The sequence below is a fragment of the Chryseobacterium sp. genome (assembly GCF_045629545.1).
In the GTDB taxonomy this organism is placed as follows: domain Bacteria; phylum Bacteroidota; class Bacteroidia; order Flavobacteriales; family Weeksellaceae; genus Chryseobacterium.
Window position 1 is genome coordinate 41,043 of record NZ_JAZQRK010000052.1, and the last position, 11,681, is coordinate 52,723.

11 protein-coding genes are annotated in these 11,681 nt (G+C 32.3%); 6 read left to right on the forward strand and 5 right to left on the reverse strand.

The genetic code is table 11. The features are described 5' to 3' along the window. The first annotated feature begins 7 nt into the window (after positions 1-7). Positions 8-1,513, forward strand: a complete 1,506-nt coding sequence (locus ACKI42_RS12490; RefSeq protein ID WP_407405912.1) for a carboxypeptidase-like regulatory domain-containing protein — start codon at positions 8-10, stop codon at positions 1,511-1,513. A gap of 70 nt (positions 1,514-1,583) precedes the next feature. Here the strand turns inward: ACKI42_RS12490 and ACKI42_RS12495 are convergent, their stop codons facing one another. From ACKI42_RS12495 to ACKI42_RS12510, 4 genes are all read right to left on the reverse strand, one after another. Continuing rightward, complete coding sequence (locus ACKI42_RS12495; protein WP_407405913.1) at positions 1,584-2,252, reverse strand: response regulator transcription factor; 669 nt, start codon at positions 2,250-2,252, stop codon at positions 1,584-1,586. A gap of 297 nt (positions 2,253-2,549) precedes the next feature. Then, on the reverse strand, positions 2,550-4,115 hold the full coding sequence (locus ACKI42_RS12500) for an Rne/Rng family ribonuclease (protein ID WP_407405914.1): 1,566 nt from the start codon (positions 4,113-4,115) through the stop codon (positions 2,550-2,552). A gap of 289 nt (positions 4,116-4,404) precedes the next feature. Further along, complete coding sequence (locus tag ACKI42_RS12505) at positions 4,405-4,695, reverse strand: HU family DNA-binding protein (protein ID WP_407405915.1); 291 nt, start codon at positions 4,693-4,695, stop codon at positions 4,405-4,407. Between the two features lie 138 nt (positions 4,696-4,833). Continuing rightward, entirely contained in the window at positions 4,834-5,505 is a 672-nt protein-coding gene (locus ACKI42_RS12510) for a LuxR C-terminal-related transcriptional regulator (RefSeq protein ID WP_407405916.1), read from the reverse strand. Positions 5,506-5,676: 171 nt separating this feature from the next. Here ACKI42_RS12510 and tssO point away from each other — a divergent pair, with 171 nt between their 5' ends. The 5 genes from tssO (at position 5,677) to aqpZ (ending at position 11,053) form a co-directional block, all read left to right on the forward strand. Then, positions 5,677-6,204, forward strand: coding sequence for a type VI secretion system TssO (gene tssO, locus ACKI42_RS12515; RefSeq protein WP_407405917.1), 528 nt, complete (start codon positions 5,677-5,679; stop codon positions 6,202-6,204). 19 nt (positions 6,205-6,223) lie between these two features. Further along, the gene (locus ACKI42_RS12520) at positions 6,224-6,754 is read left to right on the forward strand and encodes a type VI secretion system transmembrane protein TssO (protein ID WP_407405918.1); all 531 of its coding nucleotides are present in this window, start codon (positions 6,224-6,226) and stop codon (positions 6,752-6,754) included. A 31-nt stretch (positions 6,755-6,785) separates the two neighbouring features. Continuing rightward, positions 6,786-7,688 carry a PKD domain-containing protein gene (locus ACKI42_RS12525; RefSeq protein ID WP_407405919.1) on the forward strand — a complete coding sequence of 301 codons (903 nt, stop codon included), beginning with the start codon at positions 6,786-6,788 and terminating at the stop codon, positions 7,686-7,688. Between the two features lie 48 nt (positions 7,689-7,736). Further along, positions 7,737-10,136, forward strand: coding sequence for a type VI secretion system protein TssR domain-containing protein (gene tssR, locus ACKI42_RS12530; protein WP_407405920.1), 2,400 nt, complete (start codon positions 7,737-7,739; stop codon positions 10,134-10,136). 197 nt (positions 10,137-10,333) lie between these two features. Further along, complete coding sequence (gene aqpZ / locus ACKI42_RS12535) at positions 10,334-11,053, forward strand: aquaporin Z (protein ID WP_407406027.1); 720 nt, start codon at positions 10,334-10,336, stop codon at positions 11,051-11,053. A 57-nt stretch (positions 11,054-11,110) separates the two neighbouring features. Here the strand turns inward: aqpZ and ACKI42_RS12540 are convergent, their stop codons facing one another. Next, a complete protein-coding gene (locus tag ACKI42_RS12540) occupies positions 11,111-11,653 on the reverse strand; it encodes a hypothetical protein (protein ID WP_407405921.1) in 543 nt (180 codons plus the stop codon). Between the last annotated feature and the right edge of the window lie 28 nt (positions 11,654-11,681).

The following is an 11,681-nucleotide window of genomic DNA, read 5'->3' on the forward strand; positions in this document are numbered from 1 at the left end:
ATTAACCATGAAAAATTTATTTAAAATTATTACTTTACTTGTTCTCGTTTTTTCGCATTGGTCATGTAATGAAGAGCTTACTATACAAAATAGTAATGGAAAACTTAGAGGTAAAGTAGTAAAAAAAGAAACTAATGAACCTATTGCTAACGTAAAAGTATTTACTACGCCTTCTACACAAGCTGTTTTCACGGGAACAGATGGCACCTTCGATATAGGGGAAGTGCCATTGGGAGATTACTCAGTAAAGGCAGAGCTTACGGGTTATGTTACAAGTTATCAAGCTGTCAATATACAAAATGAAGCACAAGTAGTTTCTGTTGTTTTCGAATTAAGTGATGATGATTCTCAAAATACCGCTCCTACTACTCCTATTTTATTAAGTCCTGTGGATAATGCACAAGATCAACCTCTTTCGGTAGAATTAAAATGGGATTGTAGCGATGCGGATGCTAATGATGTTTTAAAATATAAGCTTATTGTTAAAAATAATGTGAATACAGATGTTATCGAGGTTAATGATATTACTACTAAAAATCATACTTTATCAGATCTAAAATATGGAGTAAGCTACTTTTGGCAAATCTCTGTAAATGATGGTATACATGCTGATGTATTGAGCCCGACTTTTAAGTTTACAACAACTTCCACACCTCTTAATAGGTATCATTATGTAAAAAAAGAAAATGGAAATTACGTAATTATGTCTACAGATGAAGCGGGTTCTAGTTTTCAGTTGACAAGCTCTTCTTATAATAGTTGGAGGCCAAGAAAAAATAATAATGCAAATCTAATAGCTTACTTAAGAACTGATGGTGGAGCCAATCATATTTATACAGCAAAACCAGATGGTTCTGATGCTTTTAAAGTAACTCAAATTCCTGTAGGCGGTTTTAATAATGCAGAGATGGACTTTTCGTGGAGTACGAATGGTAATTCCTTCGTCTACCCTTATTTTGATAAGTTATACAAAATAAATAAAGATGGAAGTGGGCAAGAATTAGTATATACTACTCCAGATGGAAGTCTTATTACAGAATGCGATTGGAGCTATGATAACAGCAAAGTGGCAATAAAAACCAATAACTATAATGGTTACAATGCCAAGATTATTATTATTGATATGCTAGGAAATATTTTGCAAACAGTGCTCTCTAGTGGTTCCGGTGCAAGCGGTGGGCTCAATTTCTCTGTAGATGGGCAAAAATTGCTTTATACTAAAGATGTTTCTGGACATGAGGATGCGAACTACAGACAGCTCAATTCTCATGTATTTATTTTTAATCTCGCTACTAATACGATACAAGATATTTCAGAGTTGAGCAGTAAACCAGCGGGAACTAATGATCTAGACGCCAGATTTTCACCTAACAATGCTCAAATTATCCTCATGAATACTTCTAATGACGGTATTTCTCAAAAAAATGTTATAGTGGTTACACTTGGAACTACAGGATCAAATTTTACAAGAGCTATTTTATTTAGTAATGCAGAAATGCCAGATTACGAATGATCTACCTCTTTTCAGCAAAAAAAATCAAAATCTTATCGATTTTGATTTTTTTTGTTTTAAAAATATGAATTTAATCTATGATATTATTTTCCAGTGCATATTTCACGACACCAACAGAATTTTTAACGTTCAGTTTCATCAATATTCTTTTCCTATGCGTTTCCACAGTATTGATGCTAATGAATAATTGTTGACAAATATCTTTGCTGCTAAATCCGTTGCAGATTAATTTTAAAATTTCCATTTCACGCTTGGTAAGTGGATCTTTAAAATTGTATTTCTGTTTTTGTTGTTCTTCACTAATGAAATTAATCATCATTTCTTTGGCATATTCGCAGACATATATTTCATTACTGAATAAAGTTTTTATAGCTTTCAAAAATTCTTCATAACCACTATCTCTGTCTAGATAGCATTTTATTCCTTTACCAAATAATTTTCTGATGGTGATAACATCGTAGTGATTTCCAATTATAATAATTTTAATTCCTTCCTCTCTTGAGATTATTTCTTCTACGTATTTGTAGATTTCGGTAAGAAGTAGATTGTTAGAACTAAGTAGAATGTATTCTGGTGTTTCTCTAGAAATATGGTGATATAATTTTTCTGCAGAATCTACGATATTTATATCACCGAAAAGCTTTTCCTGAGTTAGCAATTTTAGTAAACCCTGTGTATACAACAAAGGTCCATCATAGATGGTTAAATTGGGAGTCATCATGGTAGTTTTAGTTAACATAAATGTACGAAAAACATCTCATATAAATGTGATTTTTGGTGACAAATAATATATGAATAGTATGATTTATTTGAATAATTTGTATTATTTTATTAATTTTAATGTAATAATAATTTTAATAAATTTATTATTATAAGATAATGATATTGGCGAAAATTATACTCTTTCGAAGTTATATTTATACTGAAAATAGGAGTAGAAAAAGCAAATTTAAATGTAATTTTAAGAGCTTTTTTTACTGAAAATTGAAATGTTTGCACAAAAAAACCTCCAAGAAAACTGGAGGTTTGGTTTTTTTTAATTAGAAAATCCTATCAATTCTTCCTTATCCGAATTGAAAATTCTGTATTCTAAATATTTAAAAGAATCCCTAGGCACAATGGTTACCCATTTTTTATACTTCATAAACCATTTCATCTGTATACTCATGATACCTTTGGTAAGATACGCTTCTACAAAGGGATGCACGTGGAGGTAAAGTTTTCCATTATCCTTCTGCATTATGGTTCTGATAGTGTCGCCCATTTTTTCAACAATAACGATAGGAGCTACAATTTCTCCATCCTTATTCGGGTTTTCTTCTTTGGTATCTATTTGTTTTTCAGCACGATTTCTTTGTCTGGTAATCTGGATAAGTCCAAATTTACTTGGTGGTAAAATTTTGTGTCGTGCTTTGTCTCGACTCATCTCATTCTTCAGATGCTCGAATAGATCTTTTCTGTGGTCTGCGTTTATCATATCGATAAAATCTACCACGATAATACCTCCCATATCTCGGAGGCGGAGCTGTCTTGCAATCTCTGTGGCTGCCATCTTATTTACGTTGAGTGCGTGATCCTTATTAGTAGGACTGCTAGCAGAGTTGGAAATATTATTTCCAGAGTTTACATCAACTACGTGTAGTGCTTCAGTGTGTTCTATCACCAGGTAAGCACCTTTTGAACTAGGAATATTTACGTGTTTTCCAAAGCTTTGTTTTAGCTGTTTTTCCACGTTATAATATTCGAGTAGAGGAACGTGAGAATCATAAAACTGAACAATATTTTTTCTTTCAGGAGCAATTACTTCTACGTAATCCTTCATTCCGTTTACCATCTGTTCATCATCACAGATAATATTTACAAAATCCTGGTTGAAATTGTCTCTCAGTATGGAAGATGCTTTATCATCTTCACTCAATACTCTAGAGGGTACTTTGTTCTTCTCAATGTTTTTGAAGGTATTTTCCCACTTCTGAACTAGCTGATTCATATCATTATGCAAATCAGCTACTTTTTTGCCCTCAGCAACGGTTCTTATGATCACTCCGAAACCTTCAGGTTTTATACTGTCGATTAGGGTGCGAAGTCTTTCTTTTTCCTCAGAACTTCTTATTTTTTTAGAAATAGAAACTTTATTATCAAAAGGAATTAAAACCAAAAAACGCCCCGTAAGCGAGATCTGTGTTGATATTCTTGGTCCTTTTGTAGAAATAGGTTCTTTGGTTATTTGCAAAAGAATTACGTCATCTTTGGCAATGATCTTGTCTATAGTTCCATTTTTATCCAATTCGGGCTGAAGCTCGAAATTTTTCAAACTAGAAGTGTTTTGCTTCTTAGCAACAGTGTCTTTCAAGAATTTTTTGTAGGTAGCAAACTGTGGCCCAAGATCCTGATAGTGTAAAAATGCATCTTTTTCATATCCAATATTTACAAAGGCAGCATTAAGGTTGGGAGCTAGTTTTTTTACTTTACCTATAAATAAGTCTCCGACAACAAAATCATTTTTGTCTTCTTCCTCATGAAGTTCACATAGTCTTCCGTCTTCTAGTAAAGCAATTTTTGTAAAATCACCTTCGTGCGAAATTATAAGTTCTTTCTTCATTTTGTTATAAGATAAATTTGTAAGAAATAAGGATAAAATCTATTATATCACTTTCCTTTTCCTTATTCCTTGGGGTAACAAACAAAAATATAGTTGGTGAGGATAAAAAAACATTAAACCACCAACTATATTATTATATTAAAAATCCCGAAGGAATTTATTTTTTCTTATGTCTGTTCGCTCTTCTTCTTTTCTTTCTTTTGTGTGTAGCAACCTTGTGTCTTTTTCTTTTCTTTCCGCTTGGCATAATGTTAATTTTTTTTGTAACTAGTTAATATTCAATTATTATTTATTTTACTGCAACCTTAATTTTTACCTTCTCCACAAATGATTTTGAGGGTTTGAAAGCAGGAATATTGTGCGCAGGTATTTCGATAGCAGTGTTCTTAGAAATGTTTCTTCCTGTTTTTGCTGCTCTTGTTTTAACGATGAAAGACCCAAATCCTCTTAAGTAAACATTGTCTCCATTGTACATAGAAGTTCTAATCTCCTGCATAAAAGCTTCTACAACTTTCTGTGTTTCATTCTTTTCAGTTCCCAATTTATTTGAGATCGTGTTTACCAATTCTGCCTTTGTCATTTCCTTTGTAAATTTTAAATTTTAGGTGTGCAAATTTAGTTAAAAAAAATGACTTGAAGCAAATTACTATGCGAATTATTTGCGTTAAATGACTGACAATTTTATGTTTACTAAATTATGTGTAAATATAATGATTTTTTATGTACTAGAATTATAGTATCCGTTTTCTACGCAAAACCTTATTAGGTGCAATTTAGTCTTGAGTCCTAGCTTTTCTGTCAACCTATTAATATAGGTATCTATCGTTCTGCTACTGAGACTTAGTTGTTCTCCTATCTCCTTATTAGTTAGACCTTCATAACAAAATTTCATCAGTTGTATTTCTGCTGAAGTTAGTTCTTCTTGGCTGTATTTTTGTCTATTCATATACTCTTGTACAGCTAGTGGTTGCTGCAACCAAGTTTTTGAATATTCTCCATAATCAAAGCTGTCAGAGACTATTAACCCTCTGATTATATCTTTGATTACAGTGCTGTTTTTTTCACAGTAATAAACATTGGGTATTTTTGCTAAAATTTCTGCCATATCATCCTGATAGGTACCAGAGTAAGCAATAATAGGAGTTTCTTCATTGTTTTTTCTAATGAATTTTATAGCTTCAATACCACTGAGGATCGGCATAAACAAGTCTATCAGGAATACATCTTCCTGTCTTCTATAGATTCTATTAATCAACTCGTGTCCATTATTACAATCATTAAGTAGTTTATAAAAAGGGTTTTCAAGAAGTGTTTTTATCATTATTTTCTTGAAATAAAAGTCGCCGTCGGCTATTGAAAATCTAACGGTATTCGTTAAAATTTTACTCATCATTTGTATTTTTGTGTGAATGAAATGTATTTTTGCTGTCTAAATTAAGAATAACTTTCTAATTGAAAGTTATTTTTATTAAAGAAGTTTTGTATATTTAGCATAATTTTGACGAACCTATTTTTCTAATGGATTAAAACAAATTAACACTCAAAAAAAATACAAATAAGTATGTCTAGTAGAGATAAAAAATTAAATAGATCCGACGTTCGAGTCGGTATCTGGAAGTTCATTCTATCATTTATAGTCTTATCAGGAGTTTCTTTCTGCGCAGTATTTTTCTTTTTCAAAAGCTATGAGTTGCAAAGAAAAGGGGTTGAAAAAGAAGTTTCCAAATATGAAGATTTATTGGGAAGAAGTGCTGTATTGAAAATTCAGGTGGACGAAATCTACTCAAAAATGAACTCATTGGATCTAAGGAATGTAGAGAACGACATTGCACTAAGAAACCAAATAGCCAATAATGTGCGGGATGCTAAAGCCATTATGCGAGAAGATAGTACTACAAATCTTAAGCATTATAACGCACTACTGAAAAAAATTGCTCCCATGCTAGTTCTCAAAAGCAAAATCATTGACTACAATTCTAAAAAGCAAGTGGCTATCACCAATTTGAACCAATGTATGGATAAAAATACCAGAATGAATGTGGAATTAAAAAGGGACAGATCTAGAAACTATTCGGGCGGAAGAAGATAGTTTAATAAAATATAAGAGTATGCAAGGACAAATTACACTTTCAAAAAAAGAAAAAAGATATCAATTTATCTACCTTATCTTAATGCTTATTGTAGCATTGTTGTTTTTGGGAATTATATTTCTAAAAGGGTTTACATCGCCTTTTTCAAATTCTGATGTGGTTGCTTTAGAAAAGCTAGATCAAAAATCTAGATATAACGAACGTCAGAAAGCAATGATGGTATTAGTAGATTCTACATTTATTAATATTTCAAAACTATCTACTGAAACTGCTCAGCCTATAGAAGAGAATGACATCAAGTATAAGGTAAATGATATTAATGCCGCTTTTTTAGACGGAAAATATAACTCAATTAATGATTTTAGAAAAGATGGTTTTCCACAAATTGCCCTTTTTTATAAAATGTATTTGGAGGATAAAAAATCCGTTTCTAAAATTTCAGAGGATATCAAAATATTTGAGAAACAATTGGATGACTGTTATGTGGGATATAAAGAAAAACGCAAAATACTAGTGGATCGAGCAGAAGAATCTAAAGCACTAAAATAAACAAAAACACAAAACTACAAAACAATAAAAAATGAACTATTTCGAAAAAAACAAAAAAAATATTATTATTGGAGTCATTGCCACTTTACTTGTAGCAGCATTGGTAGCATTATGGCTTCAGAAAAAAGTAATTCATTCTGCAGATGATATTGTAGGGGTAGTATATCCAGCATCTATTAAAGTAGGAGATACCTTAAACTTCAATGATAAAACACAATTTGCAAAACAAAAGAAGTGGGATTTTGGTGATGGCAATACTTCAGACAAAAGTAATGGTATACATTTCTACAACAAACCTGGTTATTACAATGTTACTTTAATTATAGATAACAAATATTCTAAATCTTTTCCAATTTTAGTGTCTGCTAGAGATATTATAGCTCCAGTTGTTGATGAACTGGCAAAGATTGACGCACCTTCCCAAGCTATGGTATTTGAAAACGTTCAGTTCAGAGCGATCTCAGAATCTACGCAATTCACATGGAAATTTGGAGAAAGTGGCAGAATAGATTCTAAAGATAAAAATGCCACTTATGCGTTCCAAAAACCAGGAAATTATGTAGTGACTTTATATACAGACAAAGGTGAGCCTACTTATCATAATATTAATGTTATTAAAGGATATGATGAGTTGGACGATTCTGCCCTAAAAATTGACGATTCTTTCGAAAGAATGGATAATGATTTCAAATATCACCTTCAACAAATTGCCAACGGTAGTAACTTTAATACACATTATAATTATTTGTTGAATAAATATTTGTGTAATAATGAGAGCGCAATTGTAAATGTGACAGATAGCAAAGTAAATAACTTCTATCTATATTGTGCAGGATTACAATTTGATAAAAATAAGGTGATACAAACTGTGAAATTAAGTTTCAATCAAGATCAAACTTGTGTAACGAAAGTTGATATTAATCAAAGTAAATAGCAGTCGTTAGCTTCTTCAAAAAAATTTAAAAAACATAAAAATATTAAGATGAAAAATAAACTTCCTCTTGCAGCATACTATGTAGGGATGTCTATCTTGCTTACAAGTTGCCAAGTAAAGCTACCTTCGAAAAAAACACCAGATCCTGGATACTATGGTATGATAGATAATTTTTCTGTAGTTAATGGATACCCAAAACAATCTGCGCCATGGATTGCTATATCAGATCGATCTAGAAATACGGCTTACCTTGATAATAATGATGAAAAATCTTATAAAGAAGTCAAATTTTTAGAACCTTTAATGGTCTTGAAACACAGAGATGGCAAAGTAAAAGTTGCTGAATATATTCCAGATGCTTTGATGAAAAAAGTGTCATCAAAAGCGGTGAAATCTTATGGTTGGATCCCAGAATCCGATTTATTATTATGGAATAGTTCTCTGAAAAGTGAGAAAACTGGTTTTCCTGTTCGTGTAGCAGTGGTTCCTAATGCAACTGATGTTATAAAAAGTGCAGAAACATACTATAAGAATGACTCAATAAAGGTGTTCAATTCTCCAAGTCTTATAGAAGAGGCAAAAGTGAAAATACCAAATGGACAAATGGTTTACGTCTACAAACTAGCAGAGAACAACAAGCGTTTTCTAGTTGGGAAAAAGCCTACTATCGATATGGATAGTATAGATAAAGGACTATACGGATGGGTAAGTTCCAACGTAATTTCTTCATGGGGCGAGCGTACAGCAGTGAAAATGAAAAATCCAACACAGATTAAAGAAACCACACTTGGTATACACGAAGGTTCTCCAGGGAGTGATAATGAAGAAAAAAGAACGGCTATCTACCTAACGGATGTGGATCAAAGATCACCATTAGAGAATATATTTCCTGTAAAATTGCCTCAGAATGATGATATTAAACCTGATACTAAAACTAAATATTTTACTAATATTTTAGACTATAGTAATAACTATGTATTTAATGTGGCAGGTGATAAAATTTATTTTGATAGATATAAGGAGATTGTAGAAAGGAACAAAAGGATTAATATTGTATTTGTGCTTGATGTTAGTGCTTCTAATATGCCTAATGTACCTATTGTAAAATCGTTACTACAAGATTTTCAATTAAAATTTGAAAAACCAGAATACTATACTGGCGTAAAATATGGTGCGGTATTATATAAAAATAATCCTTGCGGAGAAAATATAGCGCCTTCTATGATGAGTGCAGATTACAGTAAAATTACTACCTTTATCGATACCAAAGTGAATGAGATGAACTGCCAAAGTACAGGCGGTAACCAACCCTTAAGTGAGGGGCTTATTGCAGCGGGTAATCTACTTTCTGATGTACCAGATGAAACCAATATCATCATTACAGTGGGTACTACAGCCAGCAGAACTGGTAATTTATCTCTTGTATTAAATGCACTATCCCAAGCTGAAGCCAAACTCATCATGTATCAAACAAGTGCCAGAAGTTCTGACACTTACAATGATTTTGTTTTGATGTCTGAAAGTATAGTGACGAATACTGCAAAAAATGTTGCGGAGCTGAAAAAACAAAAGATTATTGAACAAAAGGATGTTTTAAACAAAAACAACTTTAATCTTGTAGAAGGTGATGAAGGTTATTTTTCATTAGATTTTCCCAAGCAAAGTATGATTCCTGGTTATGTGATTTTTCCTAAAAAAGGAGATATCACCGTACCTGGATTTCTGAAAAAATCTGTTGATAGCCTTATTTCTCAGGTAACAGCCGATAATATAACAATAGATCAATCCCTTAATGAGAGATTTCACTCTTCTGTTGGAGCAGGTAAGACTCAAGTAGACTTCAAATACAGCTATCTATATCCTGGTCTTACAAACCCTGTGTCTGCAGGTATTGCCGCCCAATTGATCAATTATGGAAATCCATTCTTAGTAAATGGATACATACCAAAAGAGCTAAAAGATTATGAGCCAGGTTTGGAAAAAGGAATTTTAATATCTGAAACTGAATTTGATAATCTTAAGCTTTTCTACAATGAAGTTTATGCAAAAACGAATCCAGAAAAAGCCAATTTCAAACAATCTGCAGCAATCAATGAATATGTGAAATTATTGAAAAAATATAATCCAACATTGAAATTTTTGGATAAAGGAGATTTGTACGAACAACCTATGTCATATGCTGTTGGTTTGAGTACTGGATTTGATAATTCACACGAAGAGCTTATGTCAAACACTAAAATTAAAGGTTGGAAGAAAGCTAAAATAGTAAGAAATGCAACTGTACAGTCTTACTTTACAAATTATAAATTTTTGGCAGAAAGAATGCTTAACTATAGAAGTAATCCGGCAGTGAAAATAAAACAAAATGGACAAACATTTTATTGGCTAAATAGCTATTTCATGCCATCTACAATGCCTTATGAAGAACCAGAATATACCAAGCATTAATTGGTTTTAATAAAAAAAATCAGAGATCTAATATCTCTGATTTTTTTTGTTCTCACTGTAAATACAGTTTCCCTTTGAATACAAACATAGTGTTGAAAACATAATCATTTTAATCATATCTGCATATTAACAGTTTTTTTAATATATATTAATTTAAAATGCTAAATTTGATTATAAATCTTAAAACACTTTATATGATGACTAAAAAATTATTAGCCGAGGTATTCGGCACATTTTGGCTTGTATTCGGGGGCTGTGGAAGTGCAGTTTTTGCAGCTGGCGTTTCCGATATAGGTATTGGTCTATTAGGAGTTTCCCTTGCTTTTGGACTTACTGTTCTTACTATGGCCTATGCAGTGGGTCACATTTCTGGAGGTCACTTCAATCCTGCAGTTACAATCGGACTTGTTGCGGGTGGTAGATTTCCAGCTAAAGATCTTATTTCTTATGTTGTAGCACAATGTTTAGGTGCTATTGCAGCAGCAGGTTGTCTTTATATTATCCTAAATGGTGCTGGAGCTACTGACTTTTCAAAACCAGGAGATTTTGCAACCAATTTCTATGGAGAAGCCGTGTACAACGGTAAAGCTTTTAGTATGCAAGCTGCGTTTTTAGTAGAATTTTTGCTTACAGCTTTCTTCGTGATGATTATTATGGGTGCCACAGACAAATTTGCGAATGGAAAATTCGGAGGTTTGGCCATTGGTTTGGCGCTTACGCTTATTCACCTAATCTCTATTCCTATTACTAATACTTCGGTTAACCCTGCGAGATCTCTTTCCCAAGCCGTTTTCATGGGCGGCATTGCAATGTCACAACTTTGGTTATTCTGGGTTGCGCCAATTCTGGGTGGAGTAGTAGGTGGACTTATCTACAAATTCTTATTACAGAGAAATGATAATGAAGTAGTTGCCTAATCTACCTCAGCCTTATAAAAATTCAAAATCCTGCACACATTTTGCAGGATTTTTGTTTTATTTAAAATTACCTTCGAATGGACTTTTCAAAATCAGCTCTGTGGTTTTAGATTTTAGTTCTAATTTTTTGTTCAAGAAATTAAATGCCAATTTTCTTAGAAAAAGGTCCTTGTCATTAAGCTTCCAAAAAGAATCTGTGTGTAAGATTTTCGGCTCTCTGATGATTTCAAATTCTGTTTTCCAATGGTCTTCATCATGATAAAATTCTATAATTCCGCAATGTTCAGGTATTTCAGAATGGTCTATGAGCCCCATGGGCAACAAAAAGCTAAAAGCATTACAAACGTAGTCGCCAGAAGATATTTTATGGTGTTTAAGGTATTTTTGTCCTGTACTTGCGTTTAAATAAGATTTTTTAAAATCATTTTTAAAGTCGCTTTTAGTAAATTTTATCTCAATTTCGTGGCTCATACCTTCCGCATTGATGATTAAAATATCTGCTTCCCAATCTGAATGATAATGGTTGCTCAGTACAATATCTTTATCAAAACTGCATTGGGTACGGAAATAAGCGTTAGTAAGCTCTTCTATCTTCAACATGGTAGATGAATATTAAATAATTGATAAT

What these genes read in the sequence shown, in the direction of transcription:
- ACKI42_RS12490 (WP_407405912.1), top strand. Translation starts at nt 8, where the DNA reads ATGAAAAATTTATTTAAAATTATTACTTTACTTGTTCTCGTTTTTTCG.
- ACKI42_RS12495 (WP_407405913.1), bottom strand. Translation starts at nt 2,252, where the DNA reads ATGTTAACTAAAACTACCATGATGACTCCCAATTTAACCATCTATGAT.
- ACKI42_RS12500 (WP_407405914.1), bottom strand. Translation starts at nt 4,115, where the DNA reads ATGAAGAAAGAACTTATAATTTCGCACGAAGGTGATTTTACAAAAATT.
- ACKI42_RS12505 (WP_407405915.1), bottom strand. Translation starts at nt 4,695, where the DNA reads ATGACAAAGGCAGAATTGGTAAACACGATCTCAAATAAATTGGGAACT.
- ACKI42_RS12510 (WP_407405916.1), bottom strand. Translation starts at nt 5,505, where the DNA reads ATGAGTAAAATTTTAACGAATACCGTTAGATTTTCAATAGCCGACGGC.
- tssO (WP_407405917.1), top strand. Translation starts at nt 5,677, where the DNA reads ATGTCTAGTAGAGATAAAAAATTAAATAGATCCGACGTTCGAGTCGGT.
- ACKI42_RS12520 (WP_407405918.1), top strand. Translation starts at nt 6,224, where the DNA reads ATGCAAGGACAAATTACACTTTCAAAAAAAGAAAAAAGATATCAATTT.
- ACKI42_RS12525 (WP_407405919.1), top strand. Translation starts at nt 6,786, where the DNA reads ATGAACTATTTCGAAAAAAACAAAAAAAATATTATTATTGGAGTCATT.
- tssR (WP_407405920.1), top strand. Translation starts at nt 7,737, where the DNA reads ATGAAAAATAAACTTCCTCTTGCAGCATACTATGTAGGGATGTCTATC.
- aqpZ (WP_407406027.1), top strand. Translation starts at nt 10,334, where the DNA reads ATGACTAAAAAATTATTAGCCGAGGTATTCGGCACATTTTGGCTTGTA.
- ACKI42_RS12540 (WP_407405921.1), bottom strand. Translation starts at nt 11,653, where the DNA reads ATGTTGAAGATAGAAGAGCTTACTAACGCTTATTTCCGTACCCAATGC.